This is a genomic window from Peribacillus frigoritolerans (assembly GCF_040250305.1).
GTDB lineage: Bacteria > Bacillota > Bacilli > Bacillales > DSM-1321 > Peribacillus.
In genome coordinates this window covers 1,572,773-1,592,811 of record NZ_CP158190.1, presented here as the reverse complement: position 1 = coordinate 1,592,811, position 20,039 = coordinate 1,572,773, and the positions used below count along the sequence as shown (strand labels likewise).

20 protein-coding genes are annotated in these 20,039 nt (G+C 40.3%); 8 read left to right on the top strand and 12 right to left on the bottom strand.

From position 1 onward, the window contains the following. Positions 1 to 37: 37 nt before the first annotated feature. Positions 38 to 232, bottom strand: coding sequence for a hypothetical protein (locus tag ABOA58_RS07870; protein ID WP_350302822.1), 195 nt, complete (start codon positions 230 to 232; stop codon positions 38 to 40). A gap of 454 nt (positions 233 to 686) precedes the next feature. Between ABOA58_RS07870 and ABOA58_RS07865 the strand changes: the two genes are divergently transcribed. Together ABOA58_RS07865 and ABOA58_RS07860 are read left to right on the top strand one after the other, a co-directional pair. Further along, the gene (locus tag ABOA58_RS07865; RefSeq protein ID WP_064505160.1) at positions 687 to 863 is read left to right on the top strand and encodes a YkvS family protein; all 177 of its coding nucleotides are present in this window, start codon (positions 687 to 689) and stop codon (positions 861 to 863) included. Between the two features lie 191 nt (positions 864 to 1,054). Then, positions 1,055 to 1,669 carry a hypothetical protein gene (locus tag ABOA58_RS07860; RefSeq protein ID WP_350301884.1) on the top strand — a complete coding sequence of 205 codons (615 nt, stop codon included), beginning with the start codon at positions 1,055 to 1,057 and terminating at the stop codon, positions 1,667 to 1,669. 52 nt (positions 1,670 to 1,721) lie between these two features. Here the strand turns inward: ABOA58_RS07860 and ABOA58_RS07855 are convergent, their stop codons facing one another. From ABOA58_RS07855 to ABOA58_RS07845, 3 genes are all read right to left on the bottom strand, one after another. Beyond that, positions 1,722 to 2,762, bottom strand: coding sequence for a YkvI family membrane protein (locus ABOA58_RS07855; RefSeq protein ID WP_350301883.1), 1,041 nt, complete (start codon positions 2,760 to 2,762; stop codon positions 1,722 to 1,724). A 263-nt stretch (positions 2,763 to 3,025) separates the two neighbouring features. Continuing rightward, on the bottom strand, positions 3,026 to 4,720 hold the full coding sequence (locus ABOA58_RS07850) for a M3 family oligoendopeptidase (protein ID WP_350301882.1): 1,695 nt from the start codon (positions 4,718 to 4,720) through the stop codon (positions 3,026 to 3,028). 217 nt (positions 4,721 to 4,937) lie between these two features. Next, the gene (locus ABOA58_RS07845) at positions 4,938 to 5,375 is read right to left on the bottom strand and encodes a MarR family winged helix-turn-helix transcriptional regulator (protein ID WP_034314147.1); all 438 of its coding nucleotides are present in this window, start codon (positions 5,373 to 5,375) and stop codon (positions 4,938 to 4,940) included. Positions 5,376 to 5,531: 156 nt separating this feature from the next. On the opposite strand from ABOA58_RS07845, the gene ABOA58_RS07840 reads away from it, so the two are divergent. The 3 genes from ABOA58_RS07840 (at position 5,532) to ABOA58_RS07830 (ending at position 9,237) form a co-directional block, all read left to right on the top strand. Next, positions 5,532 to 7,025, top strand: coding sequence for an ATP-binding protein (locus ABOA58_RS07840; protein WP_350301881.1), 1,494 nt, complete (start codon positions 5,532 to 5,534; stop codon positions 7,023 to 7,025). A 142-nt stretch (positions 7,026 to 7,167) separates the two neighbouring features. Beyond that, the gene (locus tag ABOA58_RS07835) at positions 7,168 to 8,391 is read left to right on the top strand and encodes an MFS transporter (RefSeq protein WP_350301880.1); all 1,224 of its coding nucleotides are present in this window, start codon (positions 7,168 to 7,170) and stop codon (positions 8,389 to 8,391) included. A gap of 114 nt (positions 8,392 to 8,505) precedes the next feature. Beyond that, a complete protein-coding gene (locus ABOA58_RS07830; RefSeq protein WP_350301879.1) occupies positions 8,506 to 9,237 on the top strand; it encodes a ZIP family metal transporter in 732 nt (243 codons plus the stop codon). A gap of 305 nt (positions 9,238 to 9,542) precedes the next feature. On the opposite strand, the gene ABOA58_RS07825 is transcribed toward ABOA58_RS07830, so the two are convergent. Beyond that, positions 9,543 to 9,782 carry an aspartyl-phosphate phosphatase Spo0E family protein gene (locus ABOA58_RS07825; RefSeq protein WP_101224501.1) on the bottom strand — a complete coding sequence of 80 codons (240 nt, stop codon included), beginning with the start codon at positions 9,780 to 9,782 and terminating at the stop codon, positions 9,543 to 9,545. Between the two features lie 631 nt (positions 9,783 to 10,413). Further along, positions 10,414 to 12,573 (bottom strand): PAS domain S-box protein, encoded by a 2,160-nt coding sequence (locus tag ABOA58_RS07820; RefSeq protein ID WP_350301878.1) that lies wholly within the window; start codon positions 12,571 to 12,573, stop codon positions 10,414 to 10,416. Positions 12,574 to 12,840: 267 nt separating this feature from the next. Here ABOA58_RS07820 and ABOA58_RS07815 point away from each other — a divergent pair, with 267 nt between their 5' ends. Together ABOA58_RS07815 and ABOA58_RS07810 are read left to right on the top strand one after the other, a co-directional pair. Next, complete coding sequence (locus ABOA58_RS07815; protein ID WP_350301877.1) at positions 12,841 to 13,866, top strand: acyltransferase family protein; 1,026 nt, start codon at positions 12,841 to 12,843, stop codon at positions 13,864 to 13,866. 194 nt (positions 13,867 to 14,060) lie between these two features. After that, complete coding sequence (locus tag ABOA58_RS07810) at positions 14,061 to 15,821, top strand: B12-binding domain-containing radical SAM protein (RefSeq protein WP_350302821.1); 1,761 nt, start codon at positions 14,061 to 14,063, stop codon at positions 15,819 to 15,821. Between the two features lie 37 nt (positions 15,822 to 15,858). Here ABOA58_RS07810 and ABOA58_RS07805 read toward each other — a convergent pair whose 3' ends face one another. Together ABOA58_RS07805 and ABOA58_RS07800 are read right to left on the bottom strand one after the other, a co-directional pair. Then, positions 15,859 to 16,005: a hypothetical protein gene (locus ABOA58_RS07805; RefSeq protein WP_350301876.1), complete on the bottom strand. Its 147-nt coding sequence runs from the start codon at positions 16,003 to 16,005 to the stop codon at positions 15,859 to 15,861. Beyond that, entirely contained in the window at positions 16,005 to 16,163 is a 159-nt protein-coding gene (locus ABOA58_RS07800) for a hypothetical protein (protein WP_094246584.1), read from the bottom strand. Before ABOA58_RS07800 ends, ABOA58_RS07805 begins: the two co-directional genes overlap by 1 nt. 123 nt (positions 16,164 to 16,286) lie before the next feature. On the opposite strand from ABOA58_RS07800, the gene ABOA58_RS07795 reads away from it, so the two are divergent. After that, positions 16,287 to 16,622 carry a DUF3905 domain-containing protein gene (locus tag ABOA58_RS07795; protein ID WP_350301875.1) on the top strand — a complete coding sequence of 112 codons (336 nt, stop codon included), beginning with the start codon at positions 16,287 to 16,289 and terminating at the stop codon, positions 16,620 to 16,622. 59 nt (positions 16,623 to 16,681) lie between these two features. On the opposite strand, the gene ABOA58_RS07790 is transcribed toward ABOA58_RS07795, so the two are convergent. Genes ABOA58_RS07790 through ABOA58_RS07775 form a run of 4 tightly spaced genes read right to left on the bottom strand, consistent with a single transcriptional unit; the run spans position 16,682 to position 20,039 of the window. After that, on the bottom strand, positions 16,682 to 17,659 hold the full coding sequence (locus ABOA58_RS07790) for a quinone oxidoreductase family protein (RefSeq protein WP_350301874.1): 978 nt from the start codon (positions 17,657 to 17,659) through the stop codon (positions 16,682 to 16,684). A gap of 16 nt (positions 17,660 to 17,675) precedes the next feature. Continuing rightward, on the bottom strand, positions 17,676 to 18,455 hold the full coding sequence (locus tag ABOA58_RS07785; RefSeq protein WP_350301873.1) for an enoyl-CoA hydratase/isomerase family protein: 780 nt from the start codon (positions 18,453 to 18,455) through the stop codon (positions 17,676 to 17,678). A gap of 17 nt (positions 18,456 to 18,472) precedes the next feature. Further along, the gene (locus ABOA58_RS07780) at positions 18,473 to 19,252 is read right to left on the bottom strand and encodes an SDR family NAD(P)-dependent oxidoreductase (RefSeq protein ID WP_350301872.1); all 780 of its coding nucleotides are present in this window, start codon (positions 19,250 to 19,252) and stop codon (positions 18,473 to 18,475) included. Positions 19,253 to 19,280: 28 nt separating this feature from the next. After that, positions 19,281 to 20,039, bottom strand: coding sequence for a 2-phosphosulfolactate phosphatase (locus ABOA58_RS07775; protein WP_350301871.1), 759 nt, complete (start codon positions 20,037 to 20,039; stop codon positions 19,281 to 19,283).

Here is a 20,039-nt window from a genome sequence, read left to right as displayed (position 1 = left end):
GGCTCAATCATGAGCCACCCCTAATTATTTACATTGATTAACTTCTCGCTTCTTCTAAATACGTATAAATTATCACACCGTTATGTTGGGCATTCCCCCGAAAATGTTTAAAGTCTTCCCTTTTAACAAGAACCTCACGAAAAGCCAAAAATTCTTCCTTTGTTATCCTGAATTCTTCCATTTCCCGATTTGCCAGTTTATCGAGTACATCTTTTGCTTCATCTGCATTCATCATATTATCCCCCTTAATTATCAAATGTCCCTTCATATTCAGACAGGAGAAATTCCGTTTTCATTTTAACATAAGCATGCCACTAAATATAAATCAGAATTTTTTGAGGCCCTCTTGCTACATTATTCTTTACGTATGCTTTAAAATAGTGCAAACTGTATAGTAAAATATCATAATGTAAAATGATTGGCATATTTTGTACATAGAATTACATACTGGTACGTATAACTGCGTTTGCAAGATATACCAAATTATGCCACATCATTGCAGCTGCTCCATTTCAAGAATCGCACCTCCCTTTAAAAGTTTAGCTTACTGTACCGACATAAGAGATAACTAATTCTCTTACTGGCACTTCCCACGTCAAAATCTAAACGGCAAGATGTTCGAATAATCCAATTACTCCATAGTTACTTTTTGATCATTGGAAACAAAATGGGAAAGGATGATTACCATGAAGAAAGCGGAAGTTGGAAATATCATTGAATTTAGAGAAGGCTTAAAAGGAATCGTCGAGAAAGTGAACGAGAACTCAGTAATCGTGGACGTCACGTATATGGAAAATTATCGTGATTTGGAACTTGAACAGAAAACCGTCGTCAACCATAAAAATTATAAAATCATAGGTTAATTCAAAACGGGATGGTTTCTCAATACCATTCCGTTTTTCACTTTTTTAGCAAGTGTACGAATTGATTCTCCAGTTTTTTGTAACCATTTCCATTTTACTCCGTCTAATTCATTAAAGGGCAAAACACTTGTATGTGATGCAAAATATCATGATTCAGATTGGAATTTCTATCAGAAAGATGAGGGAAACAAATGACTCGTTGGATACGTTATATTGGCTGTGTCACATTCGCCGCTTTTCTGCTGACTGGCTGCGGTACGACCACAGACGAAAATGCAGATGAGCCACAAGAAGGTTCAGTAAAAGAGGGGAACGAAAGCAATACTTCTCAAGGAGATAATCGCAATAACAAAGTAAGACTGATGGAGCAAAACCTGCAATATTCAATTAACGGGGAAGCAAAAGAAAAAACAGCGTTCCTAAAAAAAAGTGATAATCAACCGTTCAGCCTTTACGTTTTGCAACAATTCAGATTAAGTGCCGAAGAACCTGGAAAGGATATTGTTTTCCTGACTGAAGATGACTCCATTTATATGAGAATAGAATTATTGAAGACGGATGTCAATTGGGATGAGGTTGAAAAAAATGTTCAATCCCAGCTGGAAAGCATTTCAGAAACGATTAGGGATCCTTCACTTGATATCGAGAGCGGCACGGGATTTGAAGTGGAAAGTGGGGATGATGTAATCACTTCCATATTGCTCAAGGATGAAAAAGCACCCGTCCGCTTAACTATGTTCACAAAAAAAGATCGAGATTACCGGGATGCTTTTCTAGAGATGGCTAAGACGCTGATGAAAGGATGAACATTGATTCCCCCCTGATACGGAGGGCTAAGTTCAGGCCCCCCGTTCTTCATCACTCCTTCCCCGCCTTGCTTTTCCAGACAAGCATTAAAAAAAGGAGGCTTATGTATCCAAAAACCGGATAAATATATCCTAGTAACCTTCCATAGCCGAATTCACTAATGATCAAAGCTATTAAAAAAATCACCGCTATGATCAGCATGCTTGGCAATTTAATATAACTGCTGATTTGCCTCTGTAATCCATATATGTTTCCGATGACCGAAGTGAATATCTCCCCGTAAATCACCAAAATGAACATCCAATATAACTGACTGGCTGCCGTTCTCATAATAACTGCTGAAGGAATTTCATAACCATTCACGTCAGGAAGTGTCATAAGTGAAAAATGCCCCGTCAATAAAATGATCGTTAGGAATATCCCTCCAAGGATTGCACCATGTTTTATGACCTTCTCATCTCGAACTTCATACGCAACCGGAACCAGCACAGCCTGTGCCAAAGCAAGGTTAAAGGCTGTATAGGCAAATGGTGACAAAATCATTTTCACGGTGATTACTTCATCAGGAACTTTTGTAAGGGTCTTAAAGAAATCCCCATTACCCAAGGTCGAGAAAAAAAGGATCAAACTAAAACAGATCATGATTGGTACAACAAACGAGTTCACAGTGAAAACACCGCGCATGCCCATCATCAGGACCAAGGATGCCAGTATGATCGTAGACCAACTTCCTATACTTTTAGACACGCCAAGTTGTTCTTCGAAAACGGCTCCTGAACCCGAAATCATGACAGCCGTCACCCCTAACAGCATGATAAGGAAGAAGATGTTGATTATTCCTGCTATTTTCCTGCCAAAAAGAAATTGATTGAACTCTTCATAAGAAGATGCTCTGATCCTTGCGGAAATGAGCATGATTTTCGTTCCAGTGAAAATGAAAATATAACCTGCTATTAAAATCCCGATAAAGCCATAAAAGCCATAACGGGTAAAAAACTCGACAATCTCTTTTCCAGTTGCAAACCCTGCACCGACGACCGTGCCTACATAAACCGCTGCAATCTGAAAACTTCCTGACCACCTTGACAGCATACTCTCCCCTCCTCCCTACATTTATATGTAAGGAAGAGACATTTAAGACAAGCCGAGCAATATTCCTTTCGTCGGCTTTTTTTTTACTATGCTAACATTCTCTCATTAATGTAAACTGAACCCCCTTATGCAGTTCTCCATGAGGTTTCAAACAGAACTTTTCATGCCCAACATTTCAAACGTATGAAAGATTAAAAAAAACGCTTGGAATAATCTCCAAGCGTTCTTTCAAGTATCCGTTTCGTATCATACAGCCTAATATTTCATAATGCCTTATCATCTACAGTGGAGAGCCATTCGTCTATCACCTTCACAACGGACTCTACAGTCCCGTCAACAAATGGGGATTTCAGATTTGCAGATTCAACGAGATCAAGGAAAGACTTGCTGCCTCCAAGTTGGCACAGATTCAAATAATCCTCCCAAGCCGTTTCATCTTTTTCTGTCGACCTTTTCCAGAATTGGAAAGCACAAATCTGGGCCAATGTATAGTCGATATAATAAAAAGGTGATTGATAAATGTGGCTTTGCCGCTGCCAATACCCGCCATTCTCCAAGAATTCATTTTCTTCATAATCGCGATGCGGCAAATATTCCATCTCGATCTTACGCCAAGCCTGCTTTCTTTCAACTGGTGAGGCATCAGGATTTTCATAGACAAAATGCTGAAATTCATCAACAGCCACCCCATACGGAAGGAATATGAGGGCACCGCTTAAATGGGAAAACTTATACTTTTCCGTATCTTCCTTGAAAAATAGCTCCATCCAAGGCCAAGTTAAAAATTCCATGCTCATCGAATGGATTTCACATGCTTCATATGTGGGCCAATAATGCTCAGGAATGTCAAGATCACGGCTGCGATACACTTGGAATGCATGACCTGCCTCATGTGTCAAAACATCTATATCCCCGGAAGTACCGTTGAAATTGGAAAAGATGAATGGAGCCTTATAGTCTTCTATAAAAGTACAATAGCCTCCGCTCTCTTTTCCTTTCTTCGCCACAAGGTCCATCAGGTCATTATCTATCATATAGTTGAAAAACTGATTCGTTTCAGGCGAAAGCTCCTGGTACATCTTTTTCCCGTTTTCGATGATCCACTCTGCATCGCCTTTTGGAATGGCATTACCCGTTCTGAAATGAAAATTCTCATCATAATAGTTCAGGTTCTCCAATCCAAGACGTTCGCGTTGACGTCCCTTCAGCCGTGTGACAAGCGGTACCACTTCCTCTTTCACCTGCTTGCGGAATGCAGCAACCATTTCAGCATCATAATCAGTCCTTGTCATTCGATAATACCCAAGTTCCACGAAATTCCCATAACCGAGCGCTGTTGAAATCCCATGCCTCACCTTGACAAGTTCGTCGAATATACGATCCAATTCCTCCTGCTTTTCTTCAAAGAAACCGTAATATGCCTCACTTGCATTTTTCCTTAATTCACGGTCCGAGGACTCCATAAAAGGCTGAAGCTGCGCTAGTGTTAATTCTTTTCCATCAAAGGGGATTTTTGCAGAGGCAATCAATTGTGAATATTCACTTGATAATTTATTTTCTTTTTGCAGCTGTGGTATGATTTCCGGCGAAAAAGTTTTGAGTTGGGCCTCTGCCAGGTCAAATAGTTGAGTTCCCCATTTCAACTCAAGCTCCTTGCGATATTTCGAGCGAACGAGTTCATTGTAAAATTTGGAGGTTAACTCTTCCATTTCAGGGGAGAAGTCATCTAAATAATCATTCTCCGCTTTATAAAAATCATCATTGGTATCAATGGAATGCCGTATATAGACCAAATTAAACATCGTACCTACATAATTTCGAATTTCATTTATTTCTTCCATGGCTTTTATTTGTGCATCGGCATTAGCAGCGTCAGTAAATTTTTCCAAAGCTTTCATGAACCGTGTTTTAATTTCATCCATTTCAGGACGTTTATATTCATACTCATTAAATTTCATATGTACGCTCCTTTTCACGATATAAAAACATTTTTTCCTGTATAAGCCAGAGTAACATTTTCCAATCCAGGTCACATTCATCATTATTGCGGTTATCGTAATATAATTTAATTCGCCACACCTTTATTAAAAACCTCTATGTCCCCAAAACAAATTCAGGTTTTATCAGACATAAAAAACCAGCACCTGCAGTTAAAACCGGGTGCTGGTTCTTTAGTTAATTTTGAGCGGAATACCCAATCTTTTTAAGCAATTCGATCACGGTGGCCTTTTCATCTTGCGTAAGTACACTCATGATATCATCGATTCTTTTTTCATGCTCAGGAAATACTCCTTCAATGAAGGCCTTTCCTTTATCCGTTATTTTTGCAAAGGTTACACGGCGATCCTCTTTACATGCTATTCGCTGTAGATATTCCTTCTGTTCAAGTTTATCCACGACATAGGTAATGCTGCCGCTCGCCAGCAGGATCTTTCCGCCTATTTGCTGAAGAGGCTGATCCCCTTTATGATAAAGTAATTCCAGTACTGCAAACTCAGTTGGATTCAAACCCTCTTCAGCTATATGTTTATTTACCACATCATTGATGGATCGATGAGCTCTAGACATCACAATGAACAGTTTCAAAGACTGTTGGATGTTATTATTCTCCATAACTTCACAACCTTAAAAATTTTTAATTAAAATATCTTGAATTAAAAGTTATTATATGACATAAAGACTTTTTTGTCAATCTGCCCTGTTAGTATGCACTATTGTTTAATCAATCATTTTGATATACTTGAAAAAAAAGCTAAAGTAGTGACAAACATGAAAACAAGGCATAAATTCACCACATATCTACTTATTGTTATTTTACCATTAATTTTTCTCTCTATCATTTATTGGATGCATTTAGAACGTTCCATTCAAAAAGAAAGACAGGAACAAGCTAAATGGGCGGGAACGGTTTATCAAGAATACATAGATCAAGTTATCAGTGAAACGAAGGAAAGCCTTGAGCTGCTTAGCCTTAGCAGTTCCGTGCTTTATATGGATGACAAAAAAACCGAACTTCTTTTGAAATGGATCAAAGATACAGATCCCAGGTATGCAGGAGTGTATTGGCTAAATCGCGACGGTGTATCCATTTTAGGGACGAATAAGAATTTCCATCATTACTATTTAATTGAACAGAATGATATTGAGCGTGCCGTAAAAACACAAAAATCGTTTGTTGCAGGAACAAAAAAGCTACATAACCGTGATTTTAATTATTTTTCCATTTTTGCTCCATTTCTTGATCAAGATAGAAAAGTGCAAGGGTTTTTATTGGCACATATCAGGCTGGATCATTTGGAAAAAAGATTAAAGATCCTGATCCCCGGCCATACCTTTAAATTGGAAACAAAGGACAAAACCCGAATTTTAGATATAAATGCCGAAGGATTCACTGGACATTCAACATGGGTGGATGTCCCTTTGACCGAAGTCGATTGGACACTGTCGGTCAAAGCGCCCGACAAGAATAACACAAATAACATGAATGTTTTTTTAATGCTTGTCTTTTTCACCTTCTTTTTTACTCACATGATCTATATCATCGTGGAGGAACTGATCGTTGGCAGGAATATTAAAAATCAGAAGTTACTAAACGAAAGCCAAAAAATAGATTTTGTCGGTACATTAGCTGCCAGTACTGCACATGAAATAAAAAACCCACTTACCGGCATAAAGGGGCTAGTGCAATTATTGGTTGAAAAACACCCTGAAGAACAAGATCAGTTCTATTACTCTGTCATCATGAAGGAAATTGAACGGATCAATAGCATCGTCAGCGAATTTTTGATTTTAGGGAAGCCAATGGCCCAGACTTTATCCTTATATGATATTCGCAGTATCATTGCTGAATTGAGACCAATAATAGAATCAGAAGCACGTCACTTCAATATTGAAGTGGAATGGAATATCATAAAGGAGCCGATCCGGGTTCATTGTACAAAGGACCAACTCAAACAAGTCATTCTCAACATTGCCAAAAACGGTTTCGAGGCCATGGAAGTTGGGAAAAAGTTAAGGATTCAAATTCACCATGAAAATGAATGGGCTAAAATCAGGATCATCGACACCGGGCAAGGACTGAATGAAAAAGATATAGATAAAGTGTTCGATCCCTTCTATACATCGAAAAAGGAAGGAACCGGATTAGGGCTATTTGTGTGTAAACGAATAATTGAATCTTTTAACGGTACCATCAAGTTTTCAAGTAAACCTCAAAACGGTACAACCGTTACAATCAGCTTACCGCTGATAAAACATTCATAGCAATACTTTGAAGGGTTTCATTTTTTTATGAAGACTATAAACGATTCCGATTTATTTTAAGACGTCATGCATACGCTGCATGCCTCTTGAATCTATTTATTGAATAGGTAAAAATCTTAATCAGGAAGAAGGAAATAAACAGATGGGAAGTATCGCTGCCATTAAAACAAAGCCGCAAAAACAGGATATGACTCTTAAAATCATGATCATCATAGGCATATGCCATTTAATGAATGATTCTCTACAGGCTGTCGTACCGGCCATGTTCCCAATCCTCGAAAAATCAATGTCGTTAACGTATACACAGCTGGGGATGATTGCATTCTGCCTGAATATCGTCTCATCGCTTCTGCAGCCGGCAGTTGGGTTCTATACGGATAAAAGGCCCTTTCCATATGCATTGCCCATTGGGTTGACCAGTACTTTAATCGGGGTCATCATTCTTGCAATTGCCCCAAACTATAACATTATCCTTGGTGCGGTCATCTTGATGGGCTTAGGGTCAGCCATATTCCATCCGGAAGGCTCCAGGGTTGCCTACATGGCAGGCGGACCAAAGAGAGGCCTGGCACAATCAATTTATCAGGTCGGAGGGAATAGCGGGCAGGCACTTGCCCCGCTCATCACAGCCATCGTACTTGTTCCTTTTGGACAAAAAGGCGCACTCTGGTTTGCCCTGGTTGCCTTAATGGCCGTTTTCCTATTGCTGTATATTGCCAAATGGTATTCACAAAAATTGGTTCACTTCCAGCCTAAAAAGCTGGCTGCAAAAGTAATCAATAAAGAGCGGTCCCATAAAGTGGCAAAAGCCCTGGTATTGATTTTATTCATTATTTTTGCCCGTTCCTGGTATGTATCTTGCATGACGAACTTTTATAGTTTTTATTTGATCGAGCAATATTCATTCACGATAAAATCCGCACAATTTTTCCTATTTGCCTTTTTAGCCGCTGGTGCTGTAGGTACGTTTTTCGGAGGTCCGCTTGCTGATAGATTCGGGCGCAAAAATGTCATTTTCTTTTCATTCGCTGCCAGCATGCCACTAACCGCACTTTTACCATTCGTACCTCCTACAGCCGCTTTTATCTTATTATTGATGGCGGGATTCATTATAATGAGCAGTTTTTCCGTCACTGTAATATACGCACAGGAATTGGTCCCGGGGAAAGTCGGAACGATGGCAGGCTTGACTGTAGGGTTAGCCTTTGGAATGGGTGCCATTGGATCCGTTTCATTGGGAGCCATTGCCGATATAATTGGAATCGAATCGATGATTAAGCTAGTGGGATTCCTGCCATTGCTGGGGATCATCAGCATGTCGCTGCCGACTGATCAAACATTGAAAAAATGGTATGCAGAAGAATAACTGCATAATTGCTATTTCCTGGAACATATTCTTTATGTCTAAATACAATAAATTATTGTTTCACCCAAAAGTATACAAATAAGTAACGATAAGTACCATACAAAGGAGAAATTTATGAGTGGAGTTTTATTAGGCAGCATCCTATCTGCTATGTCTACAGGGTTTGGTGCGTTACCAATCTTGTTCATTCAAGGTTCAATCACACATCGATTCAGAGATACGCTTCTGGCATTCACCGCTGGAATCATGATGGCTGCTTCGTTATTGAGCCTGATCCCGGAGTCTCTGGCCACCGGAGGGTATATTCAGCTAGTCATTGGAGTTTTTCTCGGGGTATTGACATTAACGATCATGGAAAAAAACATTCCTCATATCGATCTCAGCCATACGAAAAGTGGCATTAAGTTCGATGAAAAAGCTTTGCTCATCATCACTGCCATTACACTTCATAATATTCCTGAGGGTCTTTCGGTCGGGGTCAGTTATGCCTCTGATACAGCTGATACAGGTAACTTGATCGCTTTTGCCATCGGCCTGCAAAATGCTCCGGAAGGCTTACTGGTAGCCTTGTTTTTAATTAATCAAAAAATCGGTAAACTCACAGCGTTCCTGATAGCAACCTTAACCGGTACCATCGAAATAATTACAGGGTTATTGGGTTATTATTTAACCTCTTACATTGGGTTCCTGGTTCCATACGGCCTAGCTTTCGCCGCCGGGGCCATGCTTTTCATCGTTTATAAGGAATTGATTCCTGAAAGCCATGGGGATGGTAATGAACGCACATCTACCTATTCCTTCATTGTCGGCCTTTTGTTCATGGTAATATTATTGGAAGTTTTGTAATTTCCCCCACCTGCCATGGCTGGCTCCATCAAGTGAGTCAGCCCTTACTTTTTATTTATCAGTGTAATCCATTCAGAAAAAGTAAGTCCTCTAAACCAATCCCGATGCATGAAGGACACCCTCTGGTGACCTCCCCCGATATATACCCCAAACCCATGAAAATTCCAAAGATATATTCTTGTGTATATAAGTCTTTCTTTAATTGTTTTTAAATGATATGTTGAGGTTCGTTCATGAGAAATCGCAAAAAGGGGATTGTCTCCCTGCCTGCCAATTTAAAAAGTCATGCATGCATTCAGTTCCCTCTAAAAGGTTATGTCATCATTAAAGGGCTGCTGCACTATAACAACCATTTCTTCCCGCTTATTTCTCACTTCCGATGAATGATGTTGAAGGATCAAATACTCATTTATTAGTTTATCAAGCTGCTCACTTTGGCGAAGGGTATACTCATGACCTAGTCCATACATTTTGGCCAACTCCATCATTTCCCAACGCTTCATCCGAATCTCAGAACAAATTTCCATTGCACACCTAGAATTCATAACTACATTCACTACTCCTGCCCTTTTAAAGTTACATTATAATAAAGAAGTATTACAAAATATGCCTTATATGTAAATAGATTCGCAAAAAAAGACAAAACTTCTTAAATTGCGATAAAGCTTTACCCACTAGCAGACAGGATATGACGGAAATTTCTAACCATAAAACTCTTATAATGATCAGGAAGAAATCATATGAAGCCAGCTCCGAAAAATGATTTGAAAGTTCACCAATTTGAGGGGATTATAAGTTTCCGCTTAATTAATTCGGCAGCTTCCCTTTAATGAAAGCACAACATTTTTATTGAGCTTAATTGTGGTTCCATGATAATAATGAAGGACTAAAAAAAGGAATCCAATAATGGATTCCCCAGACTGTAGAAAATTCGAAGAAAAGCCAGTTTGCCTGCAGTTTTTTTAGGATAAGTATTATTTGTCCACTCCAGGCACTCGCTTTCCCTTCGAATCCCTTTGTTTAATAAATTAGATAGAACCTATTTTCGCGAAAACGTTTCAGTTATTTTCAGAAAGCCGCTCCCTTTCCGCCGACTGCCTGTCAATCCGCATCAAAGCAGGCATCTAGCGGTGTCTCGGCTAGCCAGTTATTCGGCAGTAATGTCGCAAATATCTTCTACTCGAAAGGCAAATAAATATGAAAGCTCGTCCCTTTTCCCACCTCGCTTTCGACTTCTATATAGCCATTGTGCTCTTCAATGATTTTATAGCTGACCATGAGCCCGAGTCCGGTTCCCCTATCCTTCGTCGTATAAAAAGGTTCACCCAATTTTTTTAGCATTTCCGTTGAGATCCCCATGCCTTTATCGGTAATTGAGATACAACCGTATTTCTCTGAAAACCGGCTTGTTTTAATTTGAACAGATCCGCCATCCGGCATGACTTCCAATGCATTTTTGATGATGTTAATGAACACTTGCTTTAACTGGTTCGCTTCACATAAAACCTTAAATTCATCTTCTTCAAAATCTGTCTCGAATTGAATATTTTCCAATAGTGCCTGAGCGGCCAGTAATTCTAGTGTCTCTCTCAATATTGTATGAACATCCTGTTTGAAAATTTTTAGCGCCTGCGGCTTTGCCAGTACCAAAAATTCGGTGATAATAGATTCGATTCGCTTAATTTCGGATGTAATCACATGAAAATATGTGGAAAACTCCCCCTTGACACCATCCTCAAGCAACTGGATAAAACCTTTTAAGGCTGTCATTGGATTCCTGATTTCGTGAGCAATTCCGGCCGCCAGTTCACCAACGACATTCAAAGTATCCGATTTCCTGATCTGTTCCTGCATTTCGAGATTTTTACTCACATCTCGGAAAATGCTTAAATTCAGGTTCGAATATAAATTTTTCCTTGTCAAAAATTCAATATGCTTCACTCTTCCATCTTCGAATGTTATTGGAATGATGGATGAGTAGACCTCATGCTTATAAACATTTTCAATGTGAGCGTTCAAGACAGGAGCATTTTCAGGAATTTTTTTGATGAATCCCTTAACAGATAAAGAAAGCAGTTTACGCTTTGAAATCTCCAATATTTTTTGACCCGCTTCATTAATATCCGTGAACCCTTCATGATTCCAGAGAATCAAGCCGTCTAATGTTCCCTCAAAAATCTTCCTGAACTTCTTCTCACTATCCCTTAATTCCTTCTCAATCAGCCAGCGCTCACTGACATTTCGAAATATCGTTACGTTATACCCGTCACCTTCATGTTTTTTGGCAGTCAATTCAAGCAATTTAATTTGGTTATTAGGCATTTTATAAATCAGCTCGCCCCGAACTTGGGTGTCTCTTTCAAATGTTTCCATCATCTGACCAAAATGGTTAGTATTGCTGTACACGTATTTCCAGATATAACTGCCTATCAAATCCTCTCTGCTGGATTCGAATATTTTACATGCTGAATGATTGACCCGAAAAATGATTCCATCATCATTCCAGAATATGATCGCATCCATGGACTGGTCGAATAATTCCGCAAAAATCCGTTCGCTCGTCTCTAACTTTTTTTCTATTATATTTGATTCTGTAATTCTTCGAAGCACTGACATGTATAATTCATTTCCTACCGTTGAACTTATGGAAAAAGTAAAGTGATGCAGTTCATCCCCAACCTTAATCTCTACCTCTCCTTTGAAGTTCGACTCATAACAGGCTCTTTGTATGCTCTCATCCCAATATCCCCGATAATCAGGGGATATGAGGTCCCTCATATTCTTACCGACAATCTCTTTTTTCGGGATGCCCATGACATGGATAAAGGCATGGTTCACTTCCATGATTATTCCTGAACTGTCGAATAGAACGATACTTTCTATGGCTGTATCAAAAATGTCCAAAAACATCTGCCTTGACATCCTTGTTTCTCTTGACGAAGAAACATCCAATGTCACATCCCCCAAACGATAGAACTGCTGTCCTTCGGAAAGATCGCCTATACGTATAAACTCTATTTGCTTAAGGGCTCCGGTATGAAGCTGGATAATTTGCCTTTGAGATGCATTCGAGGTTTTTAGGGAACTTGACACTTCCTGATTATTTAAAGGGATGACATCGAGAAAATCTGTTATCTTCATGGACTCCAGCTGATCTTTCGATGATTCCAGCAGGGCACATGAGGCATCATTGGCAAAAGTGATACGCTGTTCCTCATCAACCCTAATATAAGGCTCTGATATTGAATTGAAAATATTCAAAAACCCTTCTATTTGTTTATTCAATTTTATAATTTCCTGTTTATATCCCGTCTCATTCTCATAACCGATATTCATATAAACCCCCCTCATCAAAACCCCTACTTACCAACTTTATTCGACATCCATCTTGATTTTCCTCGGTATTTCCGAAAATCGATAAGATTCCAAAATTATCCTATATATCAAACTATAGTATATTGAATACTATAAAACTTAGCGTTAAGCTTAATTTAAGATTTTTATAATAAATTTAATAAATATTGATTTCGTACAAGGTATTTAGGGTATAAGAAATAACAATGCTTTCTAGCTACCTTAAAAATTTATTAAATGGAGGCAATAATGAAACAACGTGATTTTTTCTTCGATAACGCGAAGTTCATTCTCATGGCTTTTGTCGTCTTTGGACATTTGCTGAATACGTATATACATGACAGTGAAACGATTTATGCATTATATAAAACCATTTATTCCTTTCACATGCCTGCCTTTATCCTGGTTTCAGGCTTCTTTGCGAAAGGTTTTTATCAAAAAGGGTATCTAGGTAAAATTACTAAAAAACTGATTTTACCCTACATCATTTTCCAATTGATATATACCGTATACTATTATTTCTTATATGAACGCTCTGCCATCACTGTAGACCTGCTTGATCCCCAATGGTCGCTATGGTTCTTGATCAGTTTATTCTGCTGGAACATCATGCTGCTTGGTTTTTCAAAGCTAAAGCCATCAGTAGGCATAGGTTTATCTATTTTAATCGCATTATTGATTGGATATATTGACAATATTTCCAATTACCTTAGTCTCTCCAGGACATTCGTTTTTTTCCCGATGTTCTTGATCGGATACCATTTAAGCAAGGACCATTTAAAAAAACTATTCACTCCCAAAGTTCGTTTGGCTTCACTTAGTGTCATGTTAGTGATTTTTATCGGTTTTTATTTAAATACCGATATCAATTATAAATGGCTGCTCGGTTCGAAACCATATGCCGAACTCGAAGATGCGACAATCGTGTCCATGTTCAAACGCCTAGGATTTTATGGATTGAGCATCATTTCAGTGTTCAGCTTTCTTTCATTCATCCCACGCGGACAATATTTCTTTACGAATTGGGGTAAACAAACCCTTTATGTCTATCTGCTGCATGGTTTCTTCATTCGGTTCTTCCGTGAAAGCACCATACAGGAATACTTCAGCAATACAGAGAGCTTCATCATGCTCGCCGGCCTCTCTTTCTTGATTACGGTGTTATTATCAAGTGAAATGATCGCTACGATGGCACAGCCGATCATCGAATTGAAGACGACCAAAACAAAACGTTTCATGACTAAAACAAAAGAATATATTAAACAAGCTTTTTAAATAAAACGGATGAAGCATTTTCTGCTTTATCCGTTTTTAATTCATATCGACCTTCAAGGTGAAAAGATTCCCCTTCAATGCAATAACTCATTTTTCAAATGAAGCACGCTATGGTAAAATTACTCGTTAGTGCTTGTAGGCTTAAAAAGACATGTACACGAAAGGAGTCAGGCGTTTACTTTACGCCCTTTAACATGAATATAATAATCAGTACTCTTAATGCAAAATATATCCATACATCGCTATCCATCCGATATTTAAAAGCTTATGCCCAGCCAGATTATGATGTACAGCTGGCAGAATATACAATAAAAGATCCGATTATGAACATAGTTGGTGACCTTCATTCCAAAAAACCTGATGTAATCGGGTTCAGCTGCTATATTTGGAACATCGAGGAAACAATGAAGGTCGTAGCCATGCTGAAGAAGATCAATCCAGGATTGGTTATCATCCTGGGCGGACCTGAAGTCACCTATGATGTTGGGGAATGGCTTGATCAGATTCCCGGGGCTGATTTCATCGTAATTGGCGAAGGTGAAGTCACCTTTAAGGCCCTTTTATCAGAAATCGAAGGTTCGAATGACTATAAGAAGGTCGGCGGCATTGCGTATCGGCAGGATGGGAAAAAAATCATCCAGCCTCAGAACGGCAAGGTAGATTTGAAATCCCTCCCTACTCCATATCGTTTGGAGGAAGACCGTGGCGACCTATCTAAACGTGTCACCTATATCGAAACTAGCCGAGGCTGCCCTTTTAGCTGCCAATTTTGCCTTTCATCGATTGAAGTGGGTGTCAGGTATTTTGATCGTGAAAAGATTAAAGAAGATATCAGGTACCTAATGTCTAATGGTGCAAAGACCATTAAGTTCGTTGACCGAACCTTCAATATCAGCCGAAGCTATGCCATGGAAATGTTTCAATTCTTAATCGATGAACATCTTCCCGGTGTGGTTTTCCAATTCGAGATCACGGCGGACATCATGCGTCCGGAAGTTATCCAGTTCTTGAACGATAATGCCCCAGCAGGTTTGTTCCGCTTTGAAATAGGGGTACAATCGACGAATGATCATACGAATGATCTAGTTATGAGAAGGCAGAATTTCGAAAAACTGACAAGGACCGTAACCATGGTAAAAGAAGGTCAGAAAATTGATCAGCATTTAGACCTTATTGCCGGTTTACCAGAAGAAGATTATCATTCTTTCAGAAAGACCTTCAATGATGTTTTCGAGCTCAGACCCGAAGAGATGCAGCTTGGTTTCTTAAAGATGCTTCGTGGCACTGGCTTAAGGATACGTGCCGATGAACACCAATATATATACAGCGAACATGCTCCCTATGAAATCCTGGGGAATAATGTTTTATCCTTCGATGACATTGTCCGCATTAAACAAGTTGAAGATGTCCTTGAAAAATACTGGAACGATCATAGAATGGACCATACCACGGAATATCTTGTCCAAACGGTATTTCAATCACCGTTCGACTTCTTTCAAGATTTCGGTACCTATTGGGATGAACAAGGGTGGTCACGAATCGGACATCAGCTTGAAGACTTGTTCAGACGTTTACAGCAGTTTTTGGCTTCCCGGGAATCTGCCGAACTGAAAAACATTATCGGACTCATGAAATTGGATTATTTCATGAATCAAAAATACAAACCACGTAAACCTTGGTGGGAAGCTCCATTAGATAAAAATGGGCGGAAAGAGATATATGAAGATATTCTGAATAACCCTGAACAGCTTGGTTCCTCTTTCACAGCTTTGGCCCTTAATGAAAAGGAAATACACAAACACACATTGCTCGAGGCACTTCCCTTTGATTTGGAAACGTATTTAGCTGAGGGAACAATCGTCGATAAACCATCGTTCATGCTTGCCTATTTTGATCCGAGTGGTAAGGGATCAACAATTTTCCCTCTCTCAAAATCTGGCAGCATCATGCTTTAAGAATAAGGACGGACCCAAGAATTGGGTCCGTCCTTATTTACTTATCACTTTCACGTTTTTTATTTTCTTTTGCCAAAATTTCATAAATTTTTGTTGCGTTCATATCGCCGCTGAATTCGATTCCAAATTCCGTTCGTACATGTTCCCCCATCTTTTCCCTGCTGTCCCGTTTTTCTTTATCCATTAACTTCTTCCTTTTCTGCCTTGCTTTGAATTGCGGTTGGCACCTTTCATTGCGTTTTCCTCCATTGCGAACTCATTGGAAAATTCATTTTCAGCTTGGTTTCTTTTTGGCGTTTTACTTGCTTTGACAGCACCATCCACATTGGCTTTCCGTTTCATTTTCATCCACCCTTTTTTTTATAGTTTACATCTTTAGAATGGGGTAAAAATGCCGGAAATTATTCAGGGATAATATAGGGACAGACGAGAAAAATAACCGTAAAACGGAAAGGGAGACGCTATATGAAAAAAAAATTGGATTCACCAATTATCGACGATACACAACCACACCAAATTAACGCACCAAGCTTTAAAGGAACCGGCATAAAACCACAGGCTCCATTCGTTAATGATTATGGTGTCGTCATCGGCGACAGTAAATATGCATCCGAAAACTCACCACTTGAAAATTGGAATGAAGATACAGATCCGGAAATCATGGCTGGAGACGAATGGATACACCCCACCAATGATATAGGCTGGAATTCAACTGAAAACCGTGAATTGTTAGAGGCTAAAAGAGCACCGCAGCCGCCTTTCATGCATCCCGATAAAGATGTCAGCACCGATACGGATTGAGTCGTTCCAGAAGGGCAAAAATCCATTATCATACAAGGGGTGCATCACACCCCTTCTTCTCATTTAACCTGCAAAATCAACTTCCCTTTTGTTTGACGGGCGTTCATTTCCTCATGGACGGCTGCTGCCTTTTCAATTGGATAGATTCCGCCGATGGTTAGCTTAAGTTCCCCAGACGCGACGTATGCAAAAAGTTCTTGAATGCTGGGCAACAGTAAATCTGGGTGTTTCATGATCTGTGGCAGGAAAAAACCTACGACGGATTGATTGCGCCTCATTAATTGCTGCGGGTTCATCGTATAAGGCTTACGGCTGGCATTACCAAAAACAACTAGACGTCCAAATGGTGCCAAACATTTCAATGTTTTATTGAAAATATCCCCTCCAGCCATTTCCAGCGCCACGTCGACTCCCTTTCCTCCCGTGACCTCACGGACTTCCATTTCCCATCCTTCTTTCGTGTAATCGATGAGTTCATCTGCCCCCATCTCTTTAGCCAGTTCCAACTTTTCCACTGTGCTGGCTGTGGCAATCACTTTTCCAGCTCCGAAGATTTTGGCTAGCTGGACAGCAATCGTTCCTACTCCACCTGCAGCAGCATGGACCAATACCGTATCCCCCTGTTGCATGCGTCCCATTGTCTTTAAAATATGATAGGCGCTCAGGCCTTGCAGGGGCAGGGCAACAGCTTCATGGAACTGAATGGCATCAGGAAGCGGAATGGCCGAGAATTCATCAGATAGGGCGTATTCTGAATATCCACCTGATTCAATTAAACTCACGACCCTTGTACCAGGTTTGATTTTAGTCACCTTTCCACCAACTTCCACCACAACTCCCGCCACTTCCGCACCTGGAATGAACGGAAGCGGCGTAGGTACTACATATTGCCCTTCCCTTCTGGCTGTATCTGCATAATTGACGCCGACACAATCGATTTCAATCAGAACTTCATGCCCAGTTGGCACTGGTCTTTCCATTTCAGTCAATTTCAGTACTTCCGGTCCGCCGTATTCTTCAAAATGAATGGCTCTCATCTTTATCCCTCCCCTATTAATTCCCAGTAAATTCCGGTTTTCTCTTTTCTTTGAATGCTGCAACTCCCTCCAGATGATCTTCTGTTGAAGCCATCAAGGTTTGCGTGATGCGCTCCTGTTCGAGTATTTCATCAAGTGTAGCAGTAAATGAATGACTAACGAGCTTTTTCATCATTCCATAAGCTTTTGTCGGTCCATTTGCCAGCTTTTCCGCAAGTTTCAATGATTCTTCTTCAAGTTGATTGAGTGGGTAAATATAATTAATGACACCTAACTGGTATAAGCGCTCCGCAGAAATCGGTTCGGCAGAAAAGAAGAGCTGCTTTGCAAGGTGGGGCCCTACTAATTTAGGTAAAAAATAAGAACCCCCTCCATCAGAAATCAGGCCTACCTGTGAAAAACTCATGGCAAATTGACTATCATCGGAAGCAACGATCAAATCACAAGCGAGTGCCAAATTGAATCCTGCCCCTGCCGCAAATCCATGGACGGCAGCGATTACGGGAACCTCAGAAGCATCCAGAGCCATTATGCATTCGTTCATTCTGCCGACATGATCATACAATTGACCTGCAGAGGCCTTCCCCATCGACTTTACGTCTCCTCCTGCAGTGAACGACCTTCCCGCCCCTTTGATGATGACGGCCCTTATATGTGGTGTATGTTTTACATCCTTAATCGCTTTCGTTAAGCTTGCAATCATATCCGGACTAAACGCATTCAAGCTTTCAGGACGATTCAAAGTCAGGATCATTACATTATCGATTACTTCAGTCACTAAGTGTTCTTTTAACATTTACCCATCCCCTTTTTCTATTTGATCAACCAGCCGCCATCCACCAATAAATCCGTCCCAGTCATATAGGAAGCCTCCGGGGAAGCAGCAAAGGTAATGACATTACTTATTTCCTCCGCTTTCCCCACTCTTTCCAGTGCAGTGTTCCGTTGAATGGACTTTACGAATTTTTCATTTTGCAATCCACCCTCCGTTAATGGAGTTTCAATGAATCCAGGTGATACGGAATTGACCCGAATGCCGACTGCAGCGAGTTCCAGTGCCAATGATTTAGTTAAACTGATGACACCTGCTTTAGCAGAGCTGTAATGCGGGATGAATGCCCCTGCCTGATGCCCTGACAGTGAAGCCACATTCACGATTGCCCGATTGGCGGAGCCTTCATTACCAGTGCCCGCTCCTTCTTCCATCACTTTCCCCAAGTACTTGGAAACAAGAAAGACACTTTTCAAATTGACATGCTGAATCATATCCCAATCAGCTGCAGATGTATCCAAAAGCTTCGAGGACTTTGATCCACCTGCGTTATTGATTAAAATGTGAAGGTCACGATATTGTTCCTTTACATACATGGCCAGCTCTTTTACATCCTCCTCGACGGTAACATCTGCAGGGAAAATGTCGGCCACGGGAATCGTATGCCTGGCATTGATTTCTGCAGCCGCTTCCTCCAGCTTTCCTTTCGTCCGCCCTACCAATAACACTTTTGCCCCTTCGTCCGATAGGCGCATCGCTGTAGCTTTCCCAATACCGGAGCCTGCACCTGTCACCACCGCTATTGATTGTGAAAACCTCATCCCCTTCACTCCTTATCTGGATTTTGAACTACGATTCCTGCCTTTTCAATTCAGCCTCGATCCTTCCATCCACCAACTCCGGCACAAGATCCAACGAACCTTTTTGCGCCGCCAATTCCAAATCGGCGATCAAACTATGTTTGTCAAAAAGCTGTCCGACATACGATGATTTCAGGATATCAAAGGCATTTTCGCTATTCGTGCGATAAAGTGCATTGGCAGCCTTTGCTGCATCATTGAGGATGAACGAGCCTTGCGATCCAGCAATCAGGCAATCTATCAAATGGCCTGCACCGTAAAAATCTTCCAGACTGAATTCACCTGAGTTTCCCGAGCAAACGATGATGATCGTTTCTGTTTTATGATGTTTTTTTATTTTTTCCGCAACCGACGGATTATTCAACAAAGAAGCGATATAAACCTTTTGGGCAGCGGCTGAATTTCTCAACGCAACCGTTCCATTAGTCGTGGACAGTATTAATGTTTTGTCGCGTACCAACTTACTCAATAGCGTCGGACTCGGGTACATTAAATCATCAACCGGCTTAGCTTTTAGTTCCCCTGCCACTACAACATCCCCATGGTCCAATTCCTGGCTTTTCACCAAGGCATCCACTGGATCCATGACAGGTATCACCTGGCGTGCTCCCTCATGAAGTGCTGAAATAATCGTAGTGGTTGCTAATAACACATCAAGTACGACCGCGACTTTCTCCCCTTCTTGAAGCTTTTTCCCATCTATCTCTTCTTTTTTTAGCAGCAAATGAATGTTTTGTATATATTCCAT

What these genes read in the sequence shown, in the direction of transcription:
- ABOA58_RS07870 (WP_350302822.1), bottom strand. Translation starts at nt 232, where the DNA reads ATGAATGCAGATGAAGCAAAAGATGTACTCGATAAACTGGCAAATCGG.
- ABOA58_RS07865 (WP_064505160.1), top strand. Translation starts at nt 687, where the DNA reads ATGAAGAAAGCGGAAGTTGGAAATATCATTGAATTTAGAGAAGGCTTA.
- ABOA58_RS07860 (WP_350301884.1), top strand. Translation starts at nt 1,055, where the DNA reads ATGACTCGTTGGATACGTTATATTGGCTGTGTCACATTCGCCGCTTTT.
- ABOA58_RS07855 (WP_350301883.1), bottom strand. Translation starts at nt 2,762, where the DNA reads ATGCTGTCAAGGTGGTCAGGAAGTTTTCAGATTGCAGCGGTTTATGTA.
- ABOA58_RS07850 (WP_350301882.1), bottom strand. Translation starts at nt 4,720, where the DNA reads ATGAAATTTAATGAGTATGAATATAAACGTCCTGAAATGGATGAAATT.
- ABOA58_RS07845 (WP_034314147.1), bottom strand. Translation starts at nt 5,375, where the DNA reads ATGGAGAATAATAACATCCAACAGTCTTTGAAACTGTTCATTGTGATG.
- ABOA58_RS07840 (WP_350301881.1), top strand. Translation starts at nt 5,532, where the DNA reads ATGAAAACAAGGCATAAATTCACCACATATCTACTTATTGTTATTTTA.
- ABOA58_RS07835 (WP_350301880.1), top strand. Translation starts at nt 7,168, where the DNA reads ATGGGAAGTATCGCTGCCATTAAAACAAAGCCGCAAAAACAGGATATG.
- ABOA58_RS07830 (WP_350301879.1), top strand. Translation starts at nt 8,506, where the DNA reads ATGAGTGGAGTTTTATTAGGCAGCATCCTATCTGCTATGTCTACAGGG.
- ABOA58_RS07825 (WP_101224501.1), bottom strand. Translation starts at nt 9,782, where the DNA reads ATGAATTCTAGGTGTGCAATGGAAATTTGTTCTGAGATTCGGATGAAG.
- ABOA58_RS07820 (WP_350301878.1), bottom strand. Translation starts at nt 12,573, where the DNA reads ATGAATATCGGTTATGAGAATGAGACGGGATATAAACAGGAAATTATA.
- ABOA58_RS07815 (WP_350301877.1), top strand. Translation starts at nt 12,841, where the DNA reads ATGAAACAACGTGATTTTTTCTTCGATAACGCGAAGTTCATTCTCATG.
- ABOA58_RS07810 (WP_350302821.1), top strand. Translation starts at nt 14,061, where the DNA reads ATGAATATAATAATCAGTACTCTTAATGCAAAATATATCCATACATCG.
- ABOA58_RS07805 (WP_350301876.1), bottom strand. Translation starts at nt 16,005, where the DNA reads ATGGATAAAGAAAAACGGGACAGCAGGGAAAAGATGGGGGAACATGTA.
- ABOA58_RS07800 (WP_094246584.1), bottom strand. Translation starts at nt 16,163, where the DNA reads ATGAAACGGAAAGCCAATGTGGATGGTGCTGTCAAAGCAAGTAAAACG.
- ABOA58_RS07795 (WP_350301875.1), top strand. Translation starts at nt 16,287, where the DNA reads ATGAAAAAAAAATTGGATTCACCAATTATCGACGATACACAACCACAC.
- ABOA58_RS07790 (WP_350301874.1), bottom strand. Translation starts at nt 17,659, where the DNA reads ATGAGAGCCATTCATTTTGAAGAATACGGCGGACCGGAAGTACTGAAA.
- ABOA58_RS07785 (WP_350301873.1), bottom strand. Translation starts at nt 18,455, where the DNA reads ATGTTAAAAGAACACTTAGTGACTGAAGTAATCGATAATGTAATGATC.
- ABOA58_RS07780 (WP_350301872.1), bottom strand. Translation starts at nt 19,252, where the DNA reads ATGAGGTTTTCACAATCAATAGCGGTGGTGACAGGTGCAGGCTCCGGT.
- ABOA58_RS07775 (WP_350301871.1), bottom strand. Translation starts at nt 20,039, where the DNA reads ATGGAATATATACAAAACATTCATTTGCTGCTAAAAAAAGAAGAGATA.